The sequence below is a fragment of the Streptomyces sp. RKAG293 genome, assembly GCF_023701745.1.
Lineage (GTDB): Bacteria > Actinomycetota > Actinomycetes > Streptomycetales > Streptomycetaceae > Actinacidiphila.
The window spans coordinates 4,481,392-4,507,253 of sequence record NZ_JAJOZB010000001.1; the positions used below are offsets into that span (position 1 = coordinate 4,481,392).

20 protein-coding genes and 3 tRNA genes are annotated in these 25,862 nt (G+C 72.0%); 11 read left to right on the top strand and 12 right to left on the bottom strand.

The genetic code is table 11. The features are described from left to right. Window positions 1-206 precede the first annotated feature (206 nt). The 3 genes from LNW72_RS19795 (at window position 207) to LNW72_RS19805 (ending at window position 2,869) form a co-directional block, all read left to right on the top strand. A complete protein-coding gene (locus LNW72_RS19795) occupies window positions 207-1,034 on the top strand; it encodes an RNA polymerase sigma factor SigF (RefSeq protein ID WP_138356275.1) in 828 nt (275 codons plus the stop codon). 168 nt (window positions 1,035-1,202) lie between these two features. Then, window positions 1,203-2,033 (top strand): RNA polymerase sigma factor SigF, encoded by an 831-nt coding sequence (locus tag LNW72_RS19800; protein WP_138356276.1) that lies wholly within the window; start codon window positions 1,203-1,205, stop codon window positions 2,031-2,033. A 44-nt stretch (window positions 2,034-2,077) separates the two neighbouring features. Next, on the top strand, window positions 2,078-2,869 hold the full coding sequence (locus LNW72_RS19805; RefSeq protein WP_250976623.1) for a hypothetical protein: 792 nt from the start codon (window positions 2,078-2,080) through the stop codon (window positions 2,867-2,869). Between the two features lie 37 nt (window positions 2,870-2,906). Here LNW72_RS19805 and LNW72_RS19810 read toward each other — a convergent pair whose 3' ends face one another. After that, window positions 2,907-3,095: a hypothetical protein gene (locus LNW72_RS19810; protein ID WP_138356277.1), complete on the bottom strand. Its 189-nt coding sequence runs from the start codon at window positions 3,093-3,095 to the stop codon at window positions 2,907-2,909. Window positions 3,096-3,268: 173 nt separating this feature from the next. Here LNW72_RS19810 and LNW72_RS19815 point away from each other — a divergent pair, with 173 nt between their 5' ends. From LNW72_RS19815 to LNW72_RS19830, 4 genes are all read left to right on the top strand, one after another. Then, window positions 3,269-4,204 (top strand): aldo/keto reductase, encoded by a 936-nt coding sequence (locus LNW72_RS19815; protein ID WP_250976624.1) that lies wholly within the window; start codon window positions 3,269-3,271, stop codon window positions 4,202-4,204. A gap of 187 nt (window positions 4,205-4,391) precedes the next feature. Next, on the top strand, window positions 4,392-4,967 hold the full coding sequence (locus LNW72_RS19820) for a MarR family transcriptional regulator (protein ID WP_308401989.1): 576 nt from the start codon (window positions 4,392-4,394) through the stop codon (window positions 4,965-4,967). An 11-nt stretch (window positions 4,968-4,978) separates the two neighbouring features. Beyond that, window positions 4,979-7,483 carry an MFS transporter gene (locus LNW72_RS19825; protein ID WP_250976625.1) on the top strand — a complete coding sequence of 835 codons (2,505 nt, stop codon included), beginning with the start codon at window positions 4,979-4,981 and terminating at the stop codon, window positions 7,481-7,483. Window positions 7,484-7,800: 317 nt separating this feature from the next. Continuing rightward, the gene (locus LNW72_RS19830; protein WP_250976626.1) at window positions 7,801-8,628 is read left to right on the top strand and encodes a YceI family protein; all 828 of its coding nucleotides are present in this window, start codon (window positions 7,801-7,803) and stop codon (window positions 8,626-8,628) included. A 25-nt stretch (window positions 8,629-8,653) separates the two neighbouring features. On the opposite strand, the gene LNW72_RS19835 is transcribed toward LNW72_RS19830, so the two are convergent. From LNW72_RS19835 to LNW72_RS19865, 7 genes are all read right to left on the bottom strand, one after another. Continuing rightward, entirely contained in the window at window positions 8,654-9,118 is a 465-nt protein-coding gene (locus tag LNW72_RS19835; protein ID WP_250976627.1) for a PPOX class F420-dependent oxidoreductase, read from the bottom strand. Between the two features lie 76 nt (window positions 9,119-9,194). Then, window positions 9,195-9,953: a TetR/AcrR family transcriptional regulator gene (locus LNW72_RS19840; protein ID WP_250976628.1), complete on the bottom strand. Its 759-nt coding sequence runs from the start codon at window positions 9,951-9,953 to the stop codon at window positions 9,195-9,197. A gap of 61 nt (window positions 9,954-10,014) precedes the next feature. Beyond that, window positions 10,015-11,490 (bottom strand): MFS transporter, encoded by a 1,476-nt coding sequence (locus tag LNW72_RS19845; protein ID WP_250976629.1) that lies wholly within the window; start codon window positions 11,488-11,490, stop codon window positions 10,015-10,017. Window positions 11,491-11,672: 182 nt separating this feature from the next. Further along, a complete protein-coding gene (locus LNW72_RS19850) occupies window positions 11,673-13,952 on the bottom strand; it encodes a glycosyltransferase family 39 protein (protein ID WP_250976630.1) in 2,280 nt (759 codons plus the stop codon). After that, a complete protein-coding gene (locus LNW72_RS19855; protein WP_250976631.1) occupies window positions 13,949-15,274 on the bottom strand; it encodes a bifunctional glycosyltransferase family 2/GtrA family protein in 1,326 nt (441 codons plus the stop codon). Before LNW72_RS19855 ends, LNW72_RS19850 begins: the two co-directional genes overlap by 4 nt. A 25-nt stretch (window positions 15,275-15,299) precedes the next feature. Continuing rightward, on the bottom strand, window positions 15,300-16,886 hold the full coding sequence (locus LNW72_RS19860; protein WP_250976632.1) for a HAMP domain-containing sensor histidine kinase: 1,587 nt from the start codon (window positions 16,884-16,886) through the stop codon (window positions 15,300-15,302). Continuing rightward, entirely contained in the window at window positions 16,883-17,626 is a 744-nt protein-coding gene (locus tag LNW72_RS19865; RefSeq protein WP_138356286.1) for a response regulator transcription factor, read from the bottom strand. Before LNW72_RS19865 ends, LNW72_RS19860 begins: the two co-directional genes overlap by 4 nt. Before the next feature lie 183 nt (window positions 17,627-17,809). Between LNW72_RS19865 and LNW72_RS19870 the strand changes: the two genes are divergently transcribed. Further along, window positions 17,810-18,703: an LLM class F420-dependent oxidoreductase gene (locus tag LNW72_RS19870; protein ID WP_250976633.1), complete on the top strand. Its 894-nt coding sequence runs from the start codon at window positions 17,810-17,812 to the stop codon at window positions 18,701-18,703. 241 nt (window positions 18,704-18,944) lie between these two features. Further along, complete coding sequence (locus LNW72_RS19875; RefSeq protein WP_250976634.1) at window positions 18,945-19,820, top strand: MEDS domain-containing protein; 876 nt, start codon at window positions 18,945-18,947, stop codon at window positions 19,818-19,820. A gap of 64 nt (window positions 19,821-19,884) precedes the next feature. On the opposite strand, the gene LNW72_RS19880 is transcribed toward LNW72_RS19875, so the two are convergent. From LNW72_RS19880 to LNW72_RS19895, 4 genes are all read right to left on the bottom strand, one after another. After that, window positions 19,885-20,247 carry an MmcQ/YjbR family DNA-binding protein gene (locus LNW72_RS19880; RefSeq protein WP_250980232.1) on the bottom strand — a complete coding sequence of 121 codons (363 nt, stop codon included), beginning with the start codon at window positions 20,245-20,247 and terminating at the stop codon, window positions 19,885-19,887. A gap of 97 nt (window positions 20,248-20,344) precedes the next feature. Further along, window positions 20,345-20,418 (bottom strand) — tRNA-Met (locus LNW72_RS19885). A gap of 131 nt (window positions 20,419-20,549) precedes the next feature. Further along, window positions 20,550-20,622: transfer RNA gene (locus tag LNW72_RS19890), tRNA-Arg, on the bottom strand. A 202-nt stretch (window positions 20,623-20,824) separates the two neighbouring features. Further along, window positions 20,825-20,915 (bottom strand) — tRNA-Ser (locus LNW72_RS19895). Between the two features lie 188 nt (window positions 20,916-21,103). Here LNW72_RS19895 and LNW72_RS19900 point away from each other — a divergent pair. Continuing rightward, window positions 21,104-21,781, top strand: a complete 678-nt coding sequence (locus tag LNW72_RS19900; RefSeq protein WP_250976635.1) for a hypothetical protein — start codon at window positions 21,104-21,106, stop codon at window positions 21,779-21,781. 228 nt (window positions 21,782-22,009) lie between these two features. Then, window positions 22,010-25,849 (top strand): PAS domain-containing protein, encoded by a 3,840-nt coding sequence (locus LNW72_RS19905; RefSeq protein ID WP_250976636.1) that lies wholly within the window; start codon window positions 22,010-22,012, stop codon window positions 25,847-25,849. Window positions 25,850-25,862 lie beyond the last annotated feature (13 nt).

The window sequence follows — 25,862 nt, forward strand, 5'->3', positions numbered from 1 at the left end:
TAGCCCCCGCACCCGTCCCGGCCGGTCCCCTGGCCGGTCACACGGCCTGTGCCTCAGCCCCCCGCCCACCGGGCAGGGGGCTTTGTCGTGTCCCGTCAAGGTCAACTCACCGCCCAACACGGCGTTATTAGGTGCTTGCGTACAGTGCACATGAATTGTGATGCTATGACCGCTTTTGCCGGATGAGTGGACCGATGAGGGGTGGTGTGTCCGTGTCGGCCCGAACGGCGTCAACAACTTTCGCCCGCAGTAGGACGAGTACGCCCAATACCAATGCCCTGGAAGCGCGTGCGCTGACGACCGTGCTGTTCGAGGAGATCTCCGGGCTCGAACCCGGAACACCCGAACACGCACGCGTACGCGCCGCGCTGATCGAGGTCAATCTGCCCCTCGTCCGCTACGCGGCGGCCCGCTTCCGCAGCCGCAACGAGCCGATGGAAGACGTCGTCCAGGTCGGCACCATCGGGCTGATCAACGCGATCGACCGGTTCGATCCGGAGCGCGGGGTGCAGTTCCCGACCTTCGCCATGCCCACCGTGGTGGGGGAGATCAAACGTTACTTCAGGGACAACGTGCGGACCGTTCACGTACCCCGCCGGCTCCATGAGCTGTGGGTTCAGGTGAGCGGGGCGATCGAGGACCTGACGGTGCTGCACGGCCGGTCACCGACGACCGGGGAGATCGCCGAGCGGCTGAAGCTGGCCGAGGAGGAGGTGCTGGCCTGTCTGGAGGCGGGGCGGGCGTACCACGCGACCTCGCTGGAGGCCGCGCAGGAGGGCGACGGCGCTCCGGGGCTGCTGGACCGGCTCGGGTACGAGGATCCGGCGCTGGTCGGAGTCGAACACCGCGACCTCGTCCGACATCTGCTCGTACAGCTGCCCGAACGGGAGCGGCGGATTCTGATGCTGCGGTACTTCGGCAATCTGACGCAGTCCCAGATCAGTGCCGAGCTGGGCGTCTCGCAGATGCATGTGTCCCGGCTGCTGTCCCGCAGCTTCGCCCGACTGAGGTCCGCAAACCAGCTCGAAGCGTAACCCTTGAGGAGGAACCATCCTGCAGAAATATGTCGACTTGGCGCTACAGCGTGTTGCCGACATGTGACATTCTGCAGGAACCGCGTTTGTCGCGACCCGGCCTCCGGTATTCAGGTGGAGGAACAAACCGTCGCTCGCGACACCCGTCCGCGACCTCAAGGGGGTGGCATGTCCGTTCAGGTGGGCAGTCCTCAGGTGCGCCGTACCAGCGCACCAATCGATGCACGCACCGGCGAAGCCATCGACACCCGCACACTGTCCCGTTCGCTGTTCCTGCGCCTTGCGGAACTGGAACAGGACAGCCCGGAACGAACCTATGTGCGTGACACGCTCATCGAGCTGAACCTGCCACTTGTTCGGTATGCGGCAGCCCGCTTCCGCAGCCGCAACGAGCCGATGGAAGACATCGTCCAAGTGGGCACGATCGGCCTGATCAAGGCGATCGACCGCTTCGACTGCAACCGCGGCGTGGAGTTCCCGACGTTCGCGATGCCCACCATCGTCGGCGAGGTGAAGCGGTTCTTCCGCGATACGTCGTGGTCGGTGCGGGTGCCGCGGCGGCTGCAGGAGCTGCGGCTGGCGCTCACCAAGGCGAGCGACGAACTCGCGCAGAAGCTGGACCGGTCGCCGACGGTGGCCGAACTGGCGGTCTGCCTGGGCGTGTCCGAGGAGGACGTCGTCGACGGCCTCGCGGTCGGCAACGCCTACACCGCGAGCTCGCTCGACTCGCCGCCGCCGGAGGACGACAGCGGTGAGGGCACCCTCGCGGACCGCCTCGGCTACGAGGACACCGCGCTCGAGGGCGTGGAGTACCGCGAGTCGCTCAAGCCGCTGCTGGCCCAACTCCCGCCGCGCGAGCGCCAGATCATCATGCTGCGGTTCTTCGCGAACATGACGCAGTCGCAGATCGGCGAGGAGGTCGGCATCTCCCAGATGCACGTCTCCCGGCTGCTCACCCGCACGCTCGCCCAGCTCCGGGACGGCCTGACAGCGGAATAGACCGGCCCGCTGGCTTGCTGACGTTCCGTCAGTAGACTGGCGCGATGGTCGCGATAGCACGGATGTCTGGCCGCCGGGGCGCGGCACTCGCCGTCCCGGCGGTTGGCGTGGCCCTGCTGCTGGCGATGACGACGGCCGGCTGCGGAGCGGCCGGTGACGACGGGTACGTGGCGGTCGGCGGGGTCGGTCCCTCGCAGGGCGGCGCGACGGGGGACGTACCGCCGGTCGGTCCGGTCGTGATGGTGCCGCTGGACGGCCCGGCACCGCCGGGACCCGGCAGCGGCACACCGTCCGCACCGGGCTCGACCCCAGGATCCGGATCGGGCCCCAGCTCTCCCGGATCGGCTCCCGGATCGGCTCCCGGTTCGGCGGGGGGCCAGGGAACGACCCCTGGAAGCACACCCGGGGGCACCGGCACGCCGGGGAACGGTTCACCGGGGACGTCGCAGCCGGGAGGCGGCGGCTCGACGGCACCCGCACCGCCGGGAACGACCCCGCCGCACACGCCCCCACCGGGCACGACGCCGCCCGCAACGCCCGCGCGGCTGACCGTGAGCACGCCGAAGCGCGCTCCGGCCGCGGACCGGTGGTGCGAGAAGGTGACGGTCACCTTCACCAATTCCGGCGGCAGAGCGGCGACTTCCGGCAACGTCACCTTCGGCACCCACATCATCGGCGGCCTCGGCATCGACTGGGCGACGATCGAGACCACGAAGCCGGTGCCGGTGCCCCTGGCGGGTGGTGCCGCCAAGGTGCAGACCTGGGAGGTCTGCGTGGACGCCTGGCGGGTTCCGCTGGGCATGCACATCGAGACCCGGGACGTCACCCTTACGTGAGCGACGCGGTCCGGGCCGGGGCTGTGGTGCGGTGCCGTCAGCGCATCGCGAGCGCGACGACTCCGGCGATCACCAGGACGGCGACGACGATGCCGATGATGAGGCCCGTGCGCTTGCCGGACCCGGTCTGGGCCTGCTGCTGCTGCAGTTGCTGCGGCTCCTCGACGAAGGCGCGGAACATCTGGGTGTCGCCGGCGGGGTCGTAGTTGTTCTCAGGGTTCGACATGCTGCCCGACCCTAGCGAACAAGCGGAATCCCGGGCACCCCCGGGTGCGCCTGCGAGACCGACGCCACGTCTCCCGTCACGTCTCCAGCCCCGCCCGCCGGCACCTCGGCCGGCGCCTCCCCCGGCACGCCGCCGCAGGAATACCGCCGGCTCCCAGCCGGTTGTAGGTGCCCATGGCACGCATCGGAACATCTGATCTGGACGTCTTCCCGCTCGCCCTCGGCGGCAACGTGTTCGGCTGGACGGCCGACGAGGCGCAGAGCTTCGCCGTACTGGACGCGTACGCGGCGGCCGGCGGCAACTTCGTCGACACCGCTGACGGCTACTCCGCGTGGGTCCCGGGCAACTCGGGCGGTGAGTCGGAGACCCTCATCGGGAAGTGGCTGGCCTCCCGCGGCAACCGGGACGCGATCGTGGTGGCCACCAAGGTCAGCAGCCACCCGGACTTCAAGGGGCTGCGGGCCGGCAACATCCGGGCCGCCGCGGAGGCATCGCTGCGCCGGCTCGGCACGGACCACATCGACCTCTACTACACGCACTTCGACGACCCGCAGGTCCCCGTCGCGGAGATCCTCGGCGCCCTGGACGAGCTGGTGCGCGAGGGCAAGGTGCGGCAGATCGCCGCGTCCAACATCTCCCCGGAGCGGCTGTCGGAGTCGCTGGCCTTCTCCGAGCGGGAGGGGCTGGCCTCGTACGTCGCCCTGCAGCAGCTCTACAACCTGGTGGAGCGCACGGACTACGAGGGGGCGATGGCCGAGGTCGTCGCCTCGCACGGCCTGTCGTCGGTCCCCTATTACGCGCTGGCCTCGGGCTTCCTGACCGGCAAGTACCGGTCCGGCGTCACGGTGGACAGCCCGCGGGCGGGCGGCGCGGGGAAGTACCTGGCGACCGAGCGCGGACAGCGGGTGCTGGTGGCGCTGGACGAGGTCGCGCAGGCGCATGACGCCGAGGTCGCGACGGTGGCGCTGGCCTGGCTGGCGGCGCAGCCGACCGTCGCGGCGCCGATCGCCAGCGCGCGCACCGTGGAGCAGCTGCCGGCGCTGCTGGCGGTGGCGGATCTGAAGCTGACGGCCGAGGAGCTGGACCGGCTGACTGCCGCGTCCGTCTGACCTGCGAATATGACGTAGTACTCCCATATCCCATCGGGAGGATCGCCCGTCTCACTTGACTGGAGACGGGCGATCCCTTTGGGAATTCTTGACCGCATGAGGCGCAGATTCATTTGCCTGTAGCAACCAACGACCTCTACAGTTGCTCAAGGCAACCAATTGTACGACTCGACGATCGGCGGGGGCTGTGGCGACGAAGAAGCACTGCGCGGAGCTCGCTCGCCAGCTGCGGGTCGTCGTCGGCGTCGGCAGGGAAGTGGGCCGGGCACTGCCGCCCGAGACCCCGCCCTCGACCGTCGCGGTGCTCACCGTGCTCGGCCGGTACGGCGAGATGCGGATGAGCCGGCTCGCCGAATATCTCGATATCGACATATCGGTGACAAGCCGACATGTCGCCTATCTCGCCGAGCGCGGCTGGATCGACCGCACTCCCGACGCCCTGGACAAGCGGTCCCGGCTGCTGCGCCTGAACCCGTACGGCGAAAAGGTGCTGGCCGCCTCTTCCGACCGTGCCGCCGAGGTGCTGGCAGCCCATCTGAACGACTGGTCCGACGACGACGTCGACCTGCTGTCCGGCCTGCTGGACCGGCTGCGCCTGAGTTTCGGCGACTGCCGGCCCGGCCTCCGCGCCCACTCAGCCCAGACCGCCCAGGCAGCGCAGACGGCCCACGCAGCGCAGGCAGCGCAGGCAGCGCACGCAGCGCTCCCGGCCACCACGGTCGGCACGGCCGCGGCCCACACACCCCGTACACACGCGAACTGACAAGGACGAAGATGGCTACAACCACACCGACCGGTGTGCGGGAGGCGGAAGCCCACGGTGGGTCCGCGGCCCCCATGTCGCACCGGCAGATCATGGAGGCGCTGTCCGGGCTGTTGCTCGGCCTGTTCGTGGCGATCCTGTCGTCCACGATCGTCTCCAACGCCCTGCCCACCATCCTCGCGGACATCGGCGGCGGGCAGAGCGCGTACACCTGGGTGGTCACCGCCGCCCTGCTCGCGGTCACCGCCACCACCCCGCTCTGGGGCAAGATGTCCGACCTGGTCAGCAAGAAGCTGCTGATCCAGATAGCCCTGGTCATCTACGTACTCGGCTCGATCATCGCCGGGTTCTCCACCAATCCCGGCATGCTGATCGCCTGCCGGGTGCTCCAGGGAGTGGGCGCCGGCGGTCTGTCGGCCCTCACCCAGGTGATCATGGCGGCGATGATCTCCCCGCGGGAGCGCGGCCGTTACAGCGGCTACCTCGGCGCGGTCTTCGCCGTCGCGACCGTCGGCGGCCCGCTGGTCGGCGGCGTCATCGTCGACACCGACTGGCTCGGCTGGCGCTGGTGCTTCTACGTCGGCGTACCGTTCGCGATCATCGCGCTCATCGTGCTGCAGAAGACGCTGCACCTGCCGGTGGTCAAGCGGAAGGTCAAGATCGACTGGTCCGGAGCGTTCTTCATCTCCGCGGCCGTCAGCCTGCTGATGATCTGGGTCTCGCTCGGCGGCACCAACTACCCCTGGATGTCCTGGCAGACCTATGTGATGGTGCCCGGCGCCATCCTGCTCGGCCTGGTCTTCCTGTTCGTCGAGTCCAGGGCCTCCGAGCCGATCATTCCGCTGCGGCTGTTCCGCAACAAGACGATCACCCTCACCTCGCTCGCCAGCCTCTTCGTCGGCGTCGCGATGTTCGCCGGCACCGTCTTCCTCAGCCAGTACTTCCAGCTGGCGCGCGGCAAGACCCCGACCATGTCCGGCGTGATGACCATCCCGCTCATCGCGGGCCTGTTCATCTCCTCGACCGTCTCGGGCCAGATCATCACCAGGACCGGCCGCTGGAAGGGCTTCCTGGTCGGCGGCGGGGTCTTCCTGACCGCGGGCGCCGCGACGCTGGGCCTGCTGCGCTACGACACCCCGTACTGGCAGGTCGCGATCTACATGGCGCTGCTGGGTCTCGGCATCGGCATGATGATGCAGAACCTGGTGCTCGCCGTGCAGAACCAGGTCACCCCGGCGGACCTCGGCGCGGCCAGCTCGCTCGTCACGTTCTTCCGCTCGCTCGGTGGCGCGGTCGGCGTCTCGGCGCTCGGCGCCGTCCTCGGCAGCCGCGTCACGAGCCTGGTGTCCGACGGCCTGGCGGCGCTCGGCATCAAGGGCGGCGACGGCGGCGGCATCCCGGACGTCGCCAAGCTCCCGGCCCCGGTCAAGGGCGTCGTGGAGAGCGCGTACGGGCGGGGCATCGGCGATGTCTTCCTCTACGCGGCACCCTTCGCACTCATCGCCCTGCTGCTGGTGATCTTCGTCAAGGAGGTCGCGCTCAAGACCAACAGCGGTCTGCAGCAGGTCGCGGGAGCGGAAGCGGCTGCCGCCGCCGGTGGAAGTGCCGGTGGCGCCGAGGTGACCATGCCCGCGACCTCCTTCACCAAGGAGGTGGCCGCCATGACACCGGTGGCGATACTCGACGACCGGCCGGTGGCGGAGTCCGGCACGGGGTCCGGGGCCGGGTTCGGGGCTGGGTTCGGCGACGGCGGCACGCCCGTGCACGGCATCGTCAGGATCACCGACGGCTCGGCCATCAACCACGCCAAGGTCACGCTGATCTCGCTCCAGGGACAGCAGTTGGGCAGGTCCGTCACCGGCTCCGACGGCCGCTATCTCCTCGAAGCGCCCGGCGCCGGCTCGTACGTCCTGATCGCGGCGGCCGACGGCCACCAGCCGCAGGCGTCGACCGTGCTGGTCGGCGACGCGCCCCTGTCGTTCGACGTGGTGCTCAGCGGCGCCGGCGGGCTCGCCGGGACCGTGCTGGGCGCGATCGACAACCTGCCGGTCGTCGAGGCGATGGTCGTCGTGACCGATGTGCGCGGTGAGGTGCTGGCCACCGGGAAGACCGGTGACGGCGGCGGGTTCGCCTTCGGCGAGCTGCCCGCGGGCGACTTCACCGTCGCCGTGAACGCCCCCGGCTTCCGGCCGGCCGCGCTGCCCGTCGAGGTCGGCGGCACCGGCGCCACCCGCGTCGAGGTCGTGCTCCAACCCGGCGCGCAGGTGCGCGGCGTCGTACGGGCGGGCGCCGACCGGCGGCCGCTGCCGGACGCCAAGGTCGTCCTGGTCGACGCGGCCGGGAACGTGGCCGGTACGACGACCACCGGCGCGGACGGCGCGTACGCGTTCACCGACCTCGACGCGGGCGAGTACTCACTCGTCGCGAGCGGTTACCCGCCGCTGGCCACCGCGTTGAGCGTGCAGGGGCGCGGCGCCGAGGAGTTCGACGTCGAGCTCAACCACCCCGAGGGGTAACGGGAACGGCCCCCGGCCCCCGGACTGCGGACTTCGGACTTCGGACTGCGGACTTCGGGGGGACAGGCTTCCGGACGGTCGGCCCGCGTGCCTTGCGGAGAGGTGCGGGCCGGTCCGGAGGGATCGGGATCCGAGCGACGGCCGGAGCAGGGGACGGCCGAGGCCGTCGCACCGGATCCCTTCGCCGGGCGGGCTCCGTCGAACGGGCCCGCCCGGCGATCGACAGCAGCGCGGCACCACCGCAGCACCGCACCAGAGCACCAGAGCACCACGGCCGGGCCTACGGGACACCGGCACGTCACGGGAGGCGAACCTCGATGAGCAGCCATGGCCTGCGGGCCCGCGTACGCACCAGGGACGGCTGGGCCGTCTCGCACGCGGTGCTGACCGTCACCGATATGACGGGCAGTCAAGTCGACCGCCAGGAGGCCGATTCCGACGGCGTCGTCCGTACCGGACCGCTGCCCGCCGGCTCGTACACCGCCATCGTGACCGCCATCGGCTATCTGCCGGCCGCCTCGACCGCGATCGTCACCGCGTCGGGTTCCGCCGACGCGGGCACCGTGACGCTCTCCCGCGCGGGCGGCGTGGAACTGCCGCCGCCCGGCACCTGGACCATCGACCCGGCGCACTCCTCGGTCACCGCGACCGCCCAGCACCTCGGGATCTCCAGCGTGCAGGGCCGGTTCACCGTGTTCGGCGGGCGGATCGAGATCGACGGGCGGACCGCCGCGTCATCGGTCGACGCCGTCATCGAGGCCGCGTCGATCGACACCGGCAACGCCCTGCGGGACGCGCATCTGCGCTCGCCCGACTTCCTCGACGCCGAGGTCCACCCCAAGATCACCTACCGCAGTACGGGCGGCCTGGCGCCGGCCGGCGAGGACCGCTGGACCGTGCAGGGCGAGCTGACCCTGCACGGTGTGACGCGACCCGTCGACCTCGACCTCGCGTACCTCGGCACCGGCCCCGACCCGTGGGGCGGGGTGCGCACCGCCTTCCGCGCCACCACCGAGCTGCGCCGCGCCGACTTCGCGATGAACTACAACCAGGTCGTCCAGGCCGGAATCGCGGCCATCGGCACCACGCTCAAGGTCGAACTCGCCATCCAGGCCGTGCGCGGCACCGAACTGCCCGGGGCGTAGCGCGAGAGCCAGGGTGCCGGGGGCGCTACGCCAGCCGGGCCGGGAATCCGCCGGTCGCGATCGGGCCCCAGCGCTCCGGCGTGATGCGGATCAGCGACTTGCCCTGCTTGATCATCGCTGCGCGGTACTCGTCCCAGTCCGGGTGTTCACCCGAGATGGTGCGGAAGTACTCGACGAGCGGCTCGACGGAGTCCGGCGGATCGATGACCTCGGCCGAGCCGTCGATCTGCACCCAGGGCCCGCTCCAGTCGTCGGAGAGGACGATGACGCTGGCACGCGGATCCCGCCGGGCGTTCCTGGTCTTGGCGCGCTCCGGGTAGGTGGACACGACGATCCGCCCGGAGTCGTCGACACCGCAGGTCAGCGGCGAACCCTGGGGCCGGCCGTCCGCGCGGGTGGTGAGCAGGATCGCGCGGTGGCGTGGGCGGACGAACTCCAGCAGCTCGTCGAGGGACGCCTTGGTGTTGGTGGCAATCGTTTTGGGAGCCATGGCGAAACCCTAGCGGCGCGGCTCCCTGCTGGGCCGGTGCGCACGCCGGTCCCCGGGGCCCCAGTCCCTCAGGTCGTCACGTCCGCAGGTGCCGGTCGCGCATCGTCTCGATACCGGCGATCACGCACTCCAGCCCGAAGGTGAAATCGCGCTCCCGCTGCTGGGCGACGGACACGGCCGCAGAGCGGTGTTTGAGCAGGTCGAGCGACTGCTCGAAGCCGGGACGGTTCTCGACGGTGCCGGCCCAGTCGGCGTAGAACGCGTCCTCGTCCTGGCCGCTGGCCCGGAACCGTTCGCCCCACCGGCCCTCGACGGTGCCGTAGCCGTAGACGAACTGGAAGAGGCAGCCGAGGGCGCCGGTCATCTGCTCGGCCGCCAGGCCGGAACGGGCCATGGCGCGCATCGAGAGGTTCGCGAAGTCCATCGCGAACGGGCCGATGTTGAGGTATTCGCCGATCAGGTGCGCCGTCCAGGAATGCGCCACCAGCATCGCCCGGTAGCCGACGGCGAGTTGGCGCACCTCGTCGCGCCAGTCGGCGTCCGGCTCCTCGGCCGGCAGCGCGATCTCGCCGTGCACCGCGTCCAGGACGCGCTCCAGCAGATCGTCCTTGCTGTCGACGTACCAGTAGACGGACATCGCGGTCACACCCAGCTCGGCGGCGAGCTTGCGCATCGAGAACTTGGCGAGACCGTCGGTGTCGAGCAGCCGGACGGCGGTCGCGACGATCCTGTCGCGGTCCAGTCCGGCCGGCTGCTCGCTGCGGCGCTTGCCCGCGGGGCGTTCGTGCAGCCACACGCTGGCCCCGGGCGTGGTCGCACGGCTGTCCTCGGCCATGGCGGGCGGTTCCCTTCGGGTGTTCCGGGTCGTCGGGCCTGAGGGCTGCCCGCCCCCGATGCTATGCCGCTTCCGAACGCTCGGCCCTGCGCAGCAGGAGTGCCGCGAGGAGGCCGCCGAACAGTACGGCGACGGCGCCGATCAGCTGGCTGGCTTCGAGGCCGGCGGAGAAGTCGTCCACCAGCCGGGTGCGCTCCGCGGCCGTACCGGCGCCGGCCAGGGCGGCCGGCAGCGAGCCCGCCGCGAAGGAGGAGGCCAGGACGGCACCGAGAACGGCGACACCGAGTCCGTTGCCGAATTCGGTGAGCGTTCCGTTGACGCCCGCGCCGATGCCGGCCCGCTCCACCGGGATGGCGCTCATGACCGCGTTGGCCATGGCGGGCATCGCGAAGGCGATACCGGCGCCCATCAGGACCAGGCCCGCGCACATCCCCGGATAGCCGTGGCCGCCGAGCAGGGCCACGACGGCCAGGCCGGTGGCGAGCATCGTCATCCCGGCGAGGATGGCGACCGGGGTGCCGGCCTTCGCCAGCAGCCGGGCGCCGACGCCCGCGAGGTTCAGCACGACGATGCTCAGCGCGAGCGGCGCGGTGCGCAGCCCCGCCTCCAACGGCGTGTGGCCGAGCACGAACTGCAGCTGCTGGGTGAGCAGGAAGAGCGAGCCCGCCATGCCGAACGAGACGAGGATGCCGCCCGCGACGGCGCCCACGAAGCGGCGGTCGCGGAAGAACGTCATGTCGAGCATGGGGTGCGGGGTGTGCAGCTCCCAGCGGACGAACGCGGCGAGCCCGGCGCAGCCGGCGACGGCCGGGAGCAGGACGTCGGCCGAGGTCCAGCCGTGCCCGGGGCCGGAGATGATCGCGTAGACGATGCCGGTCATGCCCACCATGGAGAGCAGCGCGCCGGGGAGGTCGGGGCGGTCGCCCGACGGGTTCTTCGACTCCGGGACGAGCCGTGCGACGGCGGCGAGGCCGAGCAGCGCGACGGGGATGTTGACCAGGAAGATCGCCCCCCACCAGAAGTGATCGAGGATCACCCCGCCGATGAGCGGTCCCGCGACGAAGCCGAGCGAACTGATCGCGCCCCACAGGCCGATCGCCTTCGGTCGTTCCTCGTCGTCGAATATCTGGACGACGACGGCGAGGGTGGTGGTCATCAGCAGTGCGCCGCCGATGCCCATGCCCGCACGGGCCGCGATGAGTTGCCCGGCGGAGTGCGCGAAGGCGGCGCTGCACGAGCCGGCGCCGAAGAGGGCGAGGCCGACGAGCAGCATCCGCTTGCGGCCGTAGCGGTCGGCGGCGCTGCCCGCGGTGAGCAGCAGGCCGGACTGGACGAGCGCGTAGGCGTTGATCATCCACTGGATGTCGGAGGTGGTCGCGCCCAACTCGGTGCCGAGGGAGGGGATCGCGACGTTCAGGACCGTGTTGTCGAGCAGCACGGTGAGCTGGGCGAGGCAGATGACGCCGAGGATCAGCCAGCGCTGGGGGTGGCGTTCCGTGGCTGCTCGCGGGGTGGCGGTGGTTGCCGTGGCTGGCAAGCGGACTCCTTGTACGGCGTACGGGACGATGCGTCGTACACCGTACAGCTTCTCCTGTACGCCGTACAAGAGATTTCGCGGACAGGGCGGTGTCCGCAGGCCAGGAAGCCTGCGGATACCGCCCTGTCCCTCTCGATCGCCCTCTCGATCGCTCGCTGGATCGCTCTCTCGATGGCCCTGCGTCAGCTCTTCGCGGGGCTTGTCAGGTCGTAGACCGTGGTGCTGCCGACCGTCTTCGCGGTGAACGCGGAGGTGACCCAGGTGGTGATCTCCGAGGACGTGCCCTGGCCGCCCATCCCGCCGCCCATGCCGCCGGAGGAGGAGATGAAGTAGTGGATCTTCCCCTCGGCCACGTACCGCTGGAACTGCGCGAGCGTCGGCGACGGGTCGCTGCCGTTGAAGCCGCCGATGGCCATGACCGGGTCACCGGTGGCGAGTTGGTAGCTGGCGGAGTTCTGCGAGCCGATGGCCGCCGCGACCCAGGTGTAGTCGGAGGCGTTCTGCTCCAGGAGCGTCTTCATCGCGGAGCTGACGGTGGCGCCGCCGAGCAGCCCGCCCATCCCGCCGCCACCGCGACCGCCGGCCGTGCCGCCGTCCGCGGTACCGCCACCGGTTGTACCGCCCCGGGGGAAGCCCTGCGCGCCCTGGCCGGGCCCGCCTTGCTGCCCCTGTTGACCCTGTTGACCCTGCTGGCCTGGCTGGCCGTTCTGGCCGCCGCCCGGAACCGTCGGCGTCTGCTGGCCGCCGCCAGGCAGTCCCTGGCCGTTCTGGCCCGCCTGCCCCGGCATGCCGCCGGGACCGCCGCCGCGCATGCCGCCGGGACCGCCCCTGCCGCCCTGGACTGCGGGGCCCGCCGTCACGATCGAGCCGCTGTGTCCGGTGTCGACGGTGTTCAGGGTGTACGCGAACGGTGCCGCGAGCGCCGCCGCGATACCGAGACCCGCCACGGCGGCCGCGAACCGCCGGCCGAGCCGTACGGCGAGCAGCAGTCCGGCCGCCGCGAGCAGGCCGCCCACCAGCACCGTCCAGCGCAGCCACGGGTGCCAGTCGGTCGCCCGGCCCAACAGGACATACGCCCAGTACCCGGTGCCCGCGGACGTCGCGGCGAGCGTGGCCGCCGCCGCGAGGTGTGTGCGCTTCTCCCAGAGCAGCGTGGCGCCCATGCCGACGAGGGCGGCGATGTAGGGGGCCAGGGCGATGTTGTAGTACTGGTGGAAGATGCCCGACATGAAGCTGAAGACCCCGAAGGTCATCAGCAGCGAGCCGCCCCAGACGAGGAACGCGGCGCGGCGGGCGTCGGTGCGCGGGGCCCGCCGGGTCAGCCACAGCCCCGCGGCGAGCAGGACGAACGCGGCCGGCAGCAGCCAGGCGATCTGACCGCCCATGTCGGCGTCGAAGAGCCGGGTGATGCCGGTGGCGCCCCACTGGCCACCGCCCTGGCCGCCGCCCGCTCCCCCGCCGCCGACGCTGCCGGTCTCGTTGCCGGTGATGCGGCCGAAGCCGTTGTAGCCGAAGGTCAGCGACAGGAAGCTGTTGTCCTGCGAGCCGCCGATGTACGGGCGGGACGAGGCCGGCCACAGCTCGACGATCGCCACCCACCAGCCGCCGGAGACGACCAGCGCGAGCCCCGCCAGGGCCAGTTGGCCGATGCGCCTGCGGAAGGCCGTCGGCGCGACGACCGCGTAGACGACCGCGAGCGGCGGAAGGATGAGGAACGCCTGCAGCGTCTTGGTCAGGAAGGCGAGGCCGAAGGCGACACCGGCCCAGACCAGCCATTTCGTCCGGGCGCCTTCGAGGGCGCGCAGCACGCAGTAGACGGCGGCCGTCATGAGGAGCGCGAGCATCGCGTCCGGGTTGTTGAAGCGGAACATCAGCGCGGCGACCGGGGTGACCGCCAGTACGGCGCCCGCGATCAGACCGGCGGCCGGGCCGAAGCGGCGGCGGACGGCGGCGTAGAGCACGCCCACCGTCACGACGCCCATCAGCGCCTCGGGGACCAGGATCGACCACGAGCTGAGGCCGAAGATCCGGACGGCGAGATCCATCGGCCAGAGCGACGCCGGGGGCTTGTCGACGGTGATCGAGTTCGCCGCGTCGGACGAGCCGAAGAAGAGCGCCTTCCAGCTCTCGCTGCCCGCCTGGACGGCGGCGGAGTAGAAGGAGTTGGCGTATCCGGACGCGCTCAGGTCCCACAGGTACAGCGCGGCGGTCACGGCCAGCAGCGCCAGGAACGCGGGACGCACCCAGCGGGCGTCCTCGGCCCGGCCCCGCCAGACACGCGCCCCGAAGCCGCGGGGGCCGGACGGAGCGACCGAAGCGACCGGAGCGGCCGCCCGGTGCCCGCCGGGCGGCGGCGGCGCGTGCTCGGGCACCGGGGTCCGGGTCACCGGTCCTGGCAGGTCGTCGGGCGGTGGCGGCGGACCGGCCGGGAGGCCGGCCGGGGTGCTGTACGGCGCGGTCATCGTGCGCTCCTCGGGTCGGAGTCGTAGTCGGAGTCGTAGTCGTAGATCGGGGTGAGGGTCGGGGTGGCAGTGGGGCCGGCGTCGGACGGGGCCGCCCCGGACGGGAAGACCCAGGCGCGGAAGAGCAGGAAGCGCAGCACCGTCGCCGCGAGGTTGGCGGCGATGAGGACGGCGAGCTCCGTGCCGTGCGAGGGGCGGGTGTTCGCCGTCTGCAGGGCGGCCAGCGAGCCGCTGGTCAGGGCGAGGCCGATCGCGAAGACGACCAGGCCCTGGGCCTGATGGCGGACGGCCTGCTCCCGGCCGCGGACGCCGAAGGTGAGCCGGCGGTTGGCGGCGGTGTTGCCGATCGCGGAGACCAGCAGCGCCGCCGCGTTGGCGGGCTGTGAGCCGAGCCCGAGCCGGAAGCCCGAGTACAGCACCAGATAGACCAGGGTGCTCAGCGCCCCGACGACGCAGAAGCCGACCAGCTGGCGGGCGAGGCCCGGTGGCACCCCGCCCAGTTCGCGGTCGCGCGGATCGTCGCCGAACGGCCGGCGCAGCCGGTCGAGCGCCAGCGCGCCGGTGGCGAGCGCCCGGCCCACCCGCCAGACCCCTTTGAGGTCGTCGGCGGCCGTGCGGACGATCTCCACGGTGCTGTCGGGGTCGTCGACCCAGTCGACCGGCACCTCGTGGATCCGCAGTCCGGCGCGCTCCGCGAGCACCAGCATCTCGGTGTCGAAGAACCAGCCGGTGTCCTCCACCATCGGCAGCAGCCGCTCGGCGACGTCCTTGCGGATCGCCTTGAAGCCGCACTGCGCGTCGGAGAAACGGGCGGCGAGCGAGCCGCGCAGGATCAGGTTGTAGGTGCGGGAGATGAACTCGCGCTTGGCGCCGCGCACGACGCGGGAGCTGCGGGCCAGCCGGGAGCCGATCGCCAGGTCGGAGTGGCCGGAGATCAGCGGGGCGACCAGCGGCAGCAGCGCGTTCAGGTCCGTCGACAGATCGACGTCCATGTAGGCGAGCACCGGCGCCTCGGACTCCGTCCAGACGGCCCGCAGGGCCCGCCCGCGCCCCTTCTGGTCGAGCCGGAACGACTCGACCTCGGGGATCTCCGTCGCGAGGCTCTTCGCGACGGCCTCCGTGAGGTCGGTGCTCGCGTTGTCCGCGATGGTGATCCGGAAGGGGTAGGGGAAGGTGCCTGCCAGGTGCGCGTGCAACCGCCTGACACAGGGCTCCAGGTCGTTCTCCTCGTTGTGGACGGGGATCACGACATCGAGCACCGGGTCGCTGTGTGCGACCGGCAGGTGCTGCCGGGACGGCAGAGTGCCGAGGTGAGTTCGCATACCCCGACGCTCCACCGCCGCGCTGTCACGACCTTGTGGTGAACCTGAGGCCCTGCTGTGAGTCCTGCGGCACGTCCGCTGCCGCGCCCCCCGCTGCCGGCTCCCTTACGGGGGACGGAAGTTGGACGGTGAACGCGGTGCGGCCGGGGACGCTCTCGACCCACACCCGGCCGCCGTGCGCCGCGACGACCGCGTACACGATCGCCAGCCCCAGACCGGTGGAACCGGATCCGGCACCCCGGGCCCGCGAGGCGTCACCGCGGGCGAACCGTTCGAAGATGTACGGGGTGAGGTCGGGCGGGATGCCGGGACCGTCGTCCACCACCTGGAGCAACACCCCGTGGTTCCGGTCACCGGTGACCCGCGCGGTCACGGTCGTGCCCGGCGGGGTGTGGGTGCGGGCGTTGCCCAGCAGGTTCGCCAGCACCTGCTGCAGCCGCTCGGCGTCCCCGTGCACGGTGGCCGGCTCGTCGGGCAGGTCCAGCCGCCACACGTGGTCGGGCCCGGCCGCCCGCGCGTCGCTGACCGCGTCCACGACGAGCGGTGACAGATCCGTCCCGGTGAGGCTCAGCGGCCGCCCCGCGTCCAGCCGGGCGAGCATCAGCAGGTCCTCTACCAGCGACGTCATCCGTCCGGCCTCGGACTCGATACGGCCCAGCGCGTGCCGGGTGTCGGGGCCGACGTCCTCCCGGCCGCGCCGGGTCAGCTCCGCGTAGCCGCGGATCGAGGCGAGCGGCGTCCGCAGTTCATGGCTGGCGTCCGCGACGAAGCGGCGGACCCGCATCTCGCTCTCCTGCCGGGAGTGCAGCGCCGAACCGACGTGCCCGAGCAGCCGGTTGAGGGACGCCCCGACCTGCCCCACCTCGGTGCGCGGATCGGTGTCCGCCTCCGGCACCCGCTCGTGGAGCGCCACCTCGCCCCGGTGCAGGGTCAGTTCCGACACCCGGGAGGCGGTCGCGGCGACCCGGCGCAGCGGCTGGAGGGAGATGCGGATCAGGGCGGTCCCGGCGAGCCCGGCCGCCGCGAGACCGGCGGCGGTCACGCACACCTCCACCCAGACGAGGGTGTTGAGGGTGTCCTGCGCGCCGGAGGCCCGGATGCCGACGAGGTACGTGCCGTTCTGCGTCGAGACCGACTGCATGCGGTAGGTGCCCAGGCCGGGGACGTCGATGCTGTGCGCGGCGCCGTCGAGCGGCAGGCTGCCCAGCGCCGCGGTCTGCGCGGCGTCGAGGGATTCGGGCGTCACCTGCGGCCCGGACTCGCTGCTCTCCCGCTGGGCGCTGAGCGCGGTCTCGGTGATCTGCCCGCCGCTGACCTTGGCGCCGATCGTGCCGAGCGGCTGGCCGCCGCCGATGACGAAGCCCAGGTCGTTGCCGGACCGCAGGTGCGGCAGCGGGTTCGAGCCGGGCGGCGGGCCCTCGGCGCGGTGCGCGACGGCGGCGAGCTGGGTGTCGAGCTGCCCGTACAGATAGGTGTGCAGGGCGATGGCGGTGACGGTGCCGATCACCGCGCACACGACGGCGACCAGGGCGACGGACGACACCACGAGCCGGCGCCGGAGCGACCACGGGCGGCCCGGCAGGGACCAGGGCCGCCGGCGCGGGGCCTTCACGCCGTCTCGCCCGGCTTGATCAGATACCCCGCCCCCCGCCGGGTGTGGATCATCGGGGCACGTCCGGCGTCGATCTTGCGCCGCAGGTAGGAGATGTAGAGCTCCACCACATTGGCCTGGCCGCCGAAGTCGTAGGACCAGACCCGGTCGAGTATCTGCGCCTTGCTGAGCACCCGGCGCGGGTTGCGCATCAGGAAGCGCAGCAGCTCGAACTCGGTGGCGGTGAGATGGATCGAGTCGTCGCCGCGGTACACCTCGTGGCTGTCCTCGTTCAGTACGAGATCGCCGACGACGAGCATGGATTCGCTCCGTGCCGCGGCGGCGCCCGAGCGGCGCATCAGCCCGCGCAGCCGGGCGACGACCTCCTCCAGGCTGAACGGCTTCGTCACGTAGTCGTCGCCGCCCGCCGTCAGCCCGGCGATCCGGTCCTCGACGGCGTCCTTGGCGGTGAGGAAGAGCACGGGCACGTCCGGGGCGTCGCGGCGCAGCCGGGCGAGCACCTCCAGGCCGTCCATGTCGGGCAGCATCACGTCGAGCACGACGGCGTCGGGCCGGGCGTCGCGGGCCGCGCGCAGCGCGCCGGCGCCGTCGGCCGCGGTACGGACCTCCCAGCCCTCGTAGCGCAGGGCCATGGACAGCAGGTCGGAGAGAGCGGCCTCGTCGTCGACGACGAGGACACGCACCGGGGACCCGTCGGGACGGGACAGGTCGGCGGAGGCCGCAGCGGGGAAGGAAGGCATGGGACCAGCCTGGAAGGGGGCCCTGAGAGCATTCTTTCGGCTACCTGTGAATCTCCTGAGAAACGGCCGGTGGGGGTCGGGCGCGCTCCGAGAGAGACGGGCCGGGGTCTGTCGGGGTCCGGAATACGGCGGTCGGTCACCGGGTTGCCGCCTGCACGCACCGAGAACCAGGGAGCCGGGATCATGGGGAGCAAGGACAGCGGCGGCGTCGCGGCCGCCAGGGAATCCGTCGGCCGGTACGGCATCTGGAACGCCGGGCTGCGCTCGGACGATCCGGCGCTGCGCGGCGAGATCGCCGAGGCGGCGGCCGAACTGGACGAGCTGGGCTTCGGCGCGATCTGGCTGGGCGGCAGCAGCTCCGTCGAGCACGCCGCCCGGGTGCTCGGCGCGACGCCCCGGATCGCGGTCGCCACCGGGATCCTCAGCATCTGGGAGCACGGGGCGGACGCGGTCGCCGCGAGCACGGCGGCGGTGGAGGCCGCCCACCCGGGCCGTTTCCTGCTCGGCCTCGGGGTGAGCCACGCACAGCTCGCCGACCGCTACCGGCGCCCGTACTCGGCGATGGTGGCCTATCTGGACGCGCTGGACGCCGCGCCCGCACCGGTGCCGGCCGGGCGGCGCGTGCTGGCCGCGCTGGGTCCGAAGATGCTGGAACTGTCCCGCGACCGGGCGGGTGGCGCGCACCCGTATCTCGTCACGCCGGAACACACCGAGCAGGCCCGCTCACTGCTGGGCTACGGCCCTTTGCTGGCACCCGAGTTGAAGGTCGTGCTGGAGACGGACCCGGCCGTCGCCCGCGAGACGGCCCGCGGGTATCTCGCCGCCTATCTGGCGATGCCGAACTACACCAACAGTTTCCTCCGACTCGGCTTCGAGGAGGCGGACTTCACCGGCGGCGGCAGCGACCGGTTGATCGACACCGTCTTCGCCTGGGGCGACGAGGATCGCATCCGGCGGCGGATCGAATCCTTCCACGCGGCGGGTGCTGACCATGTGGCCCTGCAAATCGTCACCGGCCAGGACCGATCCGTGCTGCCCCGCGCCGAATGGCGGCGCCTGGCGGAGGTGTTGGCCTGACGCGGGCGGCATCCGGCGCGCGGACCTCCACAACTGACGGAGTGTTCAGTGGTGTTGATCAACCGAGTTCACGGAGTTGATGAGTTGATCAACTGCGGTTGTTTGTCCGTTATGTGATCAATCGTCATATTCGTGACAAACAAGGGTAGTTGTCAACGCCCACTCAAACGCATCATGTCGTATTCGTACGAAACCGATCCCCGCACCTCCACCCCGCGACAAACGGAGGTACGTTCGCCGCATGGACAGTGGCGCCGTCCCTTACACCGTCTCCGTCGACCGCATGGCCTCCGGAGATCACGCCTGTCTGGGCTTCGACAGCCACCGGGCCCGCTGGGCGGTCCGGGCCGCCTTCACCGAGGCCGGGCTGCTCCGCGGCGAGCGGGTGATCCTCTTCGTCGACCGCGGCACCACCCCCGGGAAGGCCGCCGCCCGCCTCGCCGACCACGGCGTCCCCGCCGCCCAGGCCCTGCGCGACGAGCGGCTGCTCGTCATCAACGAGACCCCTGGCTACGACCCGGAGCGCGGCTTCGACGCCGAGAGCCGGGCCGCGACCTGGCTCGGCTTCACCGAGAACGCGAGCGTCATGGGCTTCAGCGGGCTGCGCGCCGTGGGCGACATGTCCTGGGCGCTGGAGCCCGGCGTCGACCACGAGGAGCTCATCGACTACGAGACCGGGCTCACCCCGCTCTTCGCCGACATCGGCTTCACCGCGATCTGCGAATACGACCGCCGGCTGTTCCCGCCCGAGCTGATGTGCCGGGTCGGCGCCTCCCACCCCACCGAGGTCCTGCAGTCCCTCGACGCCCTGCACATCACCAGGACCGGCACCATCCTGCACCTCGCGGGAAACGCCGACCTCGCCACCCGGGAGCAGTTCGACACGGAGCTGCTCCGGTCCCTGGGCGGACCGGGCCCGCCCCCGCGCCTCGTCGACCTCACGGCGCTGTCGTTCATCGACGCCCACTGCGCCACGACCCTCATCCGGCTCGCCGCCGGCCTGCCCGCCACGGCCAGGCTCGCGGTCCACTGCCCGGCCACCCACGCCCGCGTGCTGCGGCTGTGCGGCGCGGGCGAGGTCCGCCAACTGACGCTCTACGTCGAGGCGGGCTGGTAGACGGGCGGGTAGCCGGGCCGATGGGTGGGCTGACGGGCGGGCCGGCAGCCGGGACGGTGCCGGTTCAGCGCGCGTCGTAGGTGAGCCGGACGGCGCGCGGCAGCGACGCCACCACCAGGTCGTAGGAGTCCTCGATCATCTCCCGCACCATCCGGACCGGCAGCGACCCGTCGACCGTCACCGTGTTCCAGTGCCGCTTGTTGAGGTGGTAGCCGGGGATGACCGCCGGGTACTCCGCCCGCAGCTGTTCGGCGATCTCCGGATCGCACTTGAGGCTCACCTTGAGCGGCTCGGCCTCCAGCACGCTCAACGCGAAGATCTTCCCGGCCACCTTGAACACCGACAGATCCGGGTTCCGCGGAAACGGGAACTCCTCCTCGGCGCCCGGCATCGCCAGACACGCCGCCTTCAGCCCCCGCGCAGTCATCGCCACCATCCGGCCGACACTAGCGCCCGCTCATGACAACCCACGGGACGGGAAACACCAGAGGCCCGACACTTTCGTGTCGGGCCTCTGGCCGTAGTAGCGGGGACAGGATTTGAACCTGCGACCTCTGGGTTATGAGCCCAGCGAGCTACCGAGCTGCTCCACCCCGCGCCGTTGAACTGAACACTACGCCATCCGCGGGACCCTCAACTACCAGTCCCGCTCGACGCGGTTTTTCCGGATTGCTCCGAAAAGCAAACCAGGACCCCCTCAGACGATCTCCTCGGGGGCCCTGACCTGAGTGCACTCGGCAGGATTCGAACCTGCAACCTTCTGATCCGTAGTCAGATGCTCTATCCGTTGAGCTACGAGTGCTTGTGCTTTCCGGCGTTTTCTCACCGGTTGGCGTTGCGGGAACAACATTACATGACCTGCGGCTTCAGGTGAAATCCATTGCCCGCACCCCATCTGAGCTGCGAAAACAGCGTCTGACGAGGTACCGGCGAGGGACACCCGGAGCCGGGGACACGCAACGGAGCCCCGGCCGTCCTGGGACGACCGGGGCTCCGGAAACGAGCGGAGGCTCGGGGATTTGAACCCCGGATGGGATTGAAGTCCCAAACCGCATTAGCAGTGCGGCGCCATAGACCAGACTAGGCGAAGCCTCCAGACACACCCGCGCGAGCGAGGGCGTGTGCAGATGATGGCACAGCCCGGCAGGCTGTCACCAATCGCAGACCAGGGTACAAGCCCGTCGGCGTGCAGGGCAAAGAGGATGCGCGCCCTCCAGGCGTGGCTCGCCCACGTTCGGGTGGGTTGCGCGGAAAGCGGCGCGCGGGACGGTAGGGACTGGGGCATGCGACTCAACGGCCCCGGCCCCCTCGACCGTCCCCTCTCCCACCCCGCGCCCCGTCCCGCCGCCCGCCGCCGGCCCGGAGCGCGGCTGCCGCTCGCCGCCGTCCTCGGTGTGGTGCTCGCCGCCGGGCTGCCGCTGCTCCTGGCGACCGACGCCGGCGCGACGCCCTCCGCGTCCGCCGCTGCCGCGCTCCTCGCGCCGCCGGCTCCCGCCGGGAACAACCAGCTGACCGTCACCGTCGACGACGGCACCGGGAAGGTCACCACGAGCAGGCTGGACTGCGGACCCGACCAGGACCCGTCGGCCGGGCCCGCGACCTCCGGCGGCCCGGTGGCCGAACCGGAGCCCCTCGCCCCCACCACGCTCCCGGCTCCGCTCCCCGCCCCTTCCACGCTTCCCGCTCCGCTCCCCGCCCCCGCCACGCTCCCCGCTCCGGTCGGGCCGGCCAGGTCCGTGGCGGACTCCTGCGACCAGCTGGAGCGGCTGGGCGGCCCCGTGGGTCCCGTTCCGGCCGGCCAGATGTGCTCGATGATCTACGGCGGATCGCAGACCGCGCAGGTCACGGGGACCTGGCACGGCGCGGCCGTCACGCAGAAGTACAGCCGGGCCAACGGCTGCGAGGTCGCCCGGTGGAACCGGATGGCACCGGTTCTGCCCGCCGCCACCGGAGGTGCGTGACGCACGCCACACCAGGGACGATCTCGCACCGCACACGCTCGAACACCGAATCCCACAGGGGTACATGGGCATCCGCGGCCGCTCGGCCAACCGCTGCACGTACACTCGCTCTAGTGACATGCCATGGGGTCAGCGGCAAGATGGGCCGCCGGTGAGAGCCGATCGCGCGGGTTGCGCGGGGCCACCGCAGGAAGTGCGGTAAGTGCGGTAACAGGGAGGACGCGTCTCGTGAGCAGCAGGCCATCCAGAGGCGCTGCTCGCCTCGCCTCAATACTCGACGCCCTCCCCGACGCACTCTTGCTGGTCAACGGCAACGGCACGGTGGTCAACGCCAATGCCATAGCGATCGAGACCTTCGAGTCACCGGGGACGGCGTTGGTCGGGCGGGGTCTGTTCGACCTGCTGCCCGCGTTCGACTCCAAGCGGATCCCCGGCTCGATGCGCAGCGCGCAGAACACCGGCGACGACAACGGCCGCACCAAGCCGACCCGGATGGTCGCGCGGCGCACCGACGGCTCGGAGTTCCCCGTCGAGGTGACCAGCGCCAACCTCGAGGACGGCCGCACCCCGTACGACGAGCCGCAGAGCTACACCGGTGACGAGCTGCTGATGCTGGTCGTGCGGGACCTCAGCGGCACGATGGACACCGAGGCGGAACTCGCCCGCCAGCAGCGCCAGACGGAGATGATCCTGCGCGCGGCGGCCGAGGGCGTCGTCGGCGTCGACACCGAGGGCAAGGTCGTCCTCGTCAATCCGTCCGCCGCGCAAATCCTCGGCTACCGGGCGACCGACCTCGGCGGCCAGGAACTGCACCCGCTCGCGCACCACACGCGCGCCGACGGCACACCGCTGCCGTACGAGGAGACCCCGCTCGCCGACACGCTGCGCTCCGGCCGCAAGCACCGGGTGCGCGGCCAGGTGCTGTGGCGCAAGGACGGCCGCGCGGTGCCCGTCGACCTGACGACCGCTCCCGTACGGGACGGCGAGCAGCTGGTCGGCGCGGTCATGACGTTCACCGACCGGACCGCGTTCGACGCCGCCGTCGCCCGCGCCGAGCAGCTGCAGGCCGTGCTGGACGAGGCGCTGCGCGGCCCGCTGGCCGAGCTGCGCGGTGAGCTGACCGGCCTGGCCGCCGACCCCGCCGGGCAGTTGTGGCCCGAGGCGAACCAGATCCTGCACCACCTGGTGGCCGGCTACGCCCGCATCACCACACTGATCGACAACGTGCTGGCCTTCCAGCGGCTCGACCGCGGCGAGGACCGGCTGCGGCGCGAGCCCGTCGGGCTCGACAAGGTCGTCTCGGCGGCCGTCGAGGGCGCCATCGAGCTGATCGGCCCCGGTCGCGCGCAGTACGCCGTGCACGCGCCGCCGATCGAGGCGGCGATCGACGGCGAGCGGATGTCGCAGGCGCTCGCGCACCTGATCGCGGACGTCGCGGGGGTGGACGCGGCGGGCAACGCCACCGTCATCACCGGCGGCGGCGACTCGACGATCGTGGTGGCGGCGGCCCAGCGCGGCGACGTCATAAGGATCGACGTGCGGGGCCCGCACGCCGGCGGCAACGCGGTGCACCTGCCGATCGCCCGCGGCATCGTCGAACGGCACGGCGGCGTCCTGCAGACGCACGAAGTGCCGGGCCAGGGCAGCGCGTACGTCCTTGAGGTGCCGCTGGGCTCGGCCGCCATCGCGGCCGCGGGCCGTGCGGCGGCCGCCGCCGCGGTGAAGGACGGGGCCCGCGAGTCCGAGACCACCGTCATGCCGATGCCCGCGAAGCCCGCCCGGGGTACGGGCGGCGCGACCGGCAACGGCACGGGCGGCAAGGCTCCGGCGCGCGGCGCGGCGACGCCTCCCGCGGGCACCAACGGTACGAACGGCCAGGGCGGCCAGGGCGCGCCGGCCGGAACGCCCGCCGGTGGCACGCCCGCGACGGGCTGGGCCGGAAGCGGCGAGCCCGGGGTCGCGGGCACCGAACGCGCGGCGCGGCCGCGCCGGGCCGGGGACGACGGCGGCACCGTGGTCGCGCCGTGGGCGATCCCCACCGCGGGACCGGACGAACAGCAGGACGGCCGCGCCCGGAACGAGGGACACAGCCAGGCGCAGCCGGGCGAGCACGAGACACCGACGGGTCGCCGGCGCGCGCTGCGCCGCCCGCTGCCCGACGAGCCGGGCGCGGGGGACACCGCGGGCGGCGCCGCGGCGGCCGACCTGACCCCGGCCGAAGGGCCGGACCAGCAGAACCACCCGGTGCAGCAGAGCCAGCAGCCCAGCGGCCGGCGGGCCCGCCGGACGCTGTCCGACGGTCAGCAGCCGGCACCCGAACTTCCCGCGGCACCCGTCCAGCACGCCCTCCCGGCGGCCGGCGAACAGGCCGTGCCGCAGGGACCGCCGCAGGGGAGCGACGGCAACGGCGCCTCCCTCGCCGGGCAGGAGCCCGGGGCAGGACGTCGCGCGCGCCGGATCGCACCCCCGCAGCCGGGGGAGTCGGACGGAAACGGCAACGGGAACGGCAGCGGTCCCATCGCCCTGCCCGCGCAGCACTCCCACGAGGCGTCGGCACCGATGCCGGCGGAGGAGCGTGCGCCCGGCCAGCCGGTACCGCAGGCCCCGCCGGTTCCGCACCAGGGCGGGCCGCAGGACCAGAACAGCGCGCCGCAGCCGGTGAGTCCGCAGTGGCCGGACGCCGGCCGGCCGGTGCCGCCGACGGCGCCCACGGCCGAACCGGGCGCGCAGGGCCCGGCCCAGGGCCCGAACCAGAACCAGAACCAGAACCAGAACCAGAACCAGGGTCCGTCCCAGGCGATTCCGGGGCAGGGACAGCGCACCCCGATGCCGCCCTCGGGCGGAACACCGCAGCCCTACGCCCAGAACCAGGGCCAGCAGCAGGGGCAGCAGCAGGGGCAGAGCCACGGCCGGGCGATCAGCGTGCGCACGCTCGGCCAGGGCGTCGCCTTCGTCCAGCCGATCCCGACCCAGGCCCAGCCGCAACCGCAGCCGCAGCCAGAGTCGTTCCCCCAGCAGAATCCCTCCGGGTCCGGCCGCCGGCGCAAGCTCAACGGAGCACAGCAGGACGACGGCCATGACGTGGAGGCCCGCCCGCACCCACAGGCGGACCCCGACAGCGGCCAGCTCCCGATCGCCCGGCCGCCCGCCACCGACGACCGGAGCGACGGCCAGGGCGTCGAGCACCAGGACGGCGACCAGCAGACGGCACTGCTCCGTACGGTCGTTCCCGGCCGGGCGTTCGCCATAGGGGCACCCGCCGAGGGCGACGAGGGCCCCGAGCCGCTCGACGGTCCGAACGGCGCCGTCGAGGTCATCGAGGAGCCGGCGGGCGAGCCCGGCCGGCTGCTGGACGAGCCGCGCAGGCTGCTGGTCTGGCCGGAGCCGGATGTCTCGACGCGCCAGGCGCTGACCGACCGCGGCTACCGCCCGGTCATCGTCCGGTCCCGCGCCGAGGTGGACGCGCAGGTCGCCGAGCCGCCCGCCGCGCTCTTCGTCGACCCGCTGACCGGTCCGATCACCCGCACGGCGCTGCAGTCACTGCGCCAGGCGGCCGCCGAGGCCGAGGTGCCGGTCCTGGTGACCGCCGGGCTCGGACAGGCGACCCGCGAGGCGGCCTACGGCGCCGACCCGGCCGTCCTGCTCAAGGCGCTCGCGCCGCGTGACAGCGAGCAGCACCCGCCGCGGGTGCTGCTGATCGAGAGCCACCTGGACATCGCCCAGGCGTTCACCGCGACACTGGAGCGGCGCGGCATGCAGGTCGCGCACGCCTCCTCCGAGGTCGAGGCGATGACGACGGCCGCGCAGGTCAGGCCGAACCTGGTGGTGATGGATCTGATGCTGGTGCGCCGCCGCCGGCAGGGGATCATCGACTGGCTGCGCAGCAACGGCCAGTTGAACCGCACCCCGCTGGTCGTCTACACGTCCGCGGACATCGACCCGGCGGAACTGCCGCGGCTGGCCTCCGGCGAGACGGTGCTGTTCCTCGCGGAGCGGTCGACGAGTACGGACGTGCAGTCGCGCATCGTGGACCTCCTCGGCAAGATCGGGTCCTGGCCGGTGGCCTAGGACCCGACCCGCC

What these genes read in the sequence shown, in the direction of transcription:
- LNW72_RS19830 (WP_250976626.1), top strand. Translation starts at nt 7,801, where the DNA reads ATGAGCAGCCATGGCCTGCGGGCCCGCGTACGCACCAGGGACGGCTGG.
- LNW72_RS19855 (WP_250976631.1), bottom strand. Translation starts at nt 15,274, where the DNA reads ATGCGAACTCACCTCGGCACTCTGCCGTCCCGGCAGCACCTGCCGGTC.
- LNW72_RS19840 (WP_250976628.1), bottom strand. Translation starts at nt 9,953, where the DNA reads ATGGCCGAGGACAGCCGTGCGACCACGCCCGGGGCCAGCGTGTGGCTG.
- LNW72_RS19865 (WP_138356286.1), bottom strand. Translation starts at nt 17,626, where the DNA reads ATGCCTTCCTTCCCCGCTGCGGCCTCCGCCGACCTGTCCCGTCCCGAC.
- LNW72_RS19875 (WP_250976634.1), top strand. Translation starts at nt 18,945, where the DNA reads ATGGACAGTGGCGCCGTCCCTTACACCGTCTCCGTCGACCGCATGGCC.
- LNW72_RS19870 (WP_250976633.1), top strand. Translation starts at nt 17,810, where the DNA reads ATGGGGAGCAAGGACAGCGGCGGCGTCGCGGCCGCCAGGGAATCCGTC.
- LNW72_RS19900 (WP_250976635.1), top strand. Translation starts at nt 21,104, where the DNA reads ATGCGACTCAACGGCCCCGGCCCCCTCGACCGTCCCCTCTCCCACCCC.
- LNW72_RS19825 (WP_250976625.1), top strand. Translation starts at nt 4,979, where the DNA reads ATGGCTACAACCACACCGACCGGTGTGCGGGAGGCGGAAGCCCACGGT.
- LNW72_RS19805 (WP_250976623.1), top strand. Translation starts at nt 2,078, where the DNA reads ATGGTCGCGATAGCACGGATGTCTGGCCGCCGGGGCGCGGCACTCGCC.
- LNW72_RS19800 (WP_138356276.1), top strand. Translation starts at nt 1,203, where the DNA reads ATGTCCGTTCAGGTGGGCAGTCCTCAGGTGCGCCGTACCAGCGCACCA.
- LNW72_RS19810 (WP_138356277.1), bottom strand. Translation starts at nt 3,095, where the DNA reads ATGTCGAACCCTGAGAACAACTACGACCCCGCCGGCGACACCCAGATG.
- LNW72_RS19835 (WP_250976627.1), bottom strand. Translation starts at nt 9,118, where the DNA reads ATGGCTCCCAAAACGATTGCCACCAACACCAAGGCGTCCCTCGACGAG.
- LNW72_RS19880 (WP_250980232.1), bottom strand. Translation starts at nt 20,247, where the DNA reads ATGACTGCGCGGGGGCTGAAGGCGGCGTGTCTGGCGATGCCGGGCGCC.
- LNW72_RS19815 (WP_250976624.1), top strand. Translation starts at nt 3,269, where the DNA reads ATGGCACGCATCGGAACATCTGATCTGGACGTCTTCCCGCTCGCCCTC.
- LNW72_RS19850 (WP_250976630.1), bottom strand. Translation starts at nt 13,952, where the DNA reads ATGACCGCGCCGTACAGCACCCCGGCCGGCCTCCCGGCCGGTCCGCCG.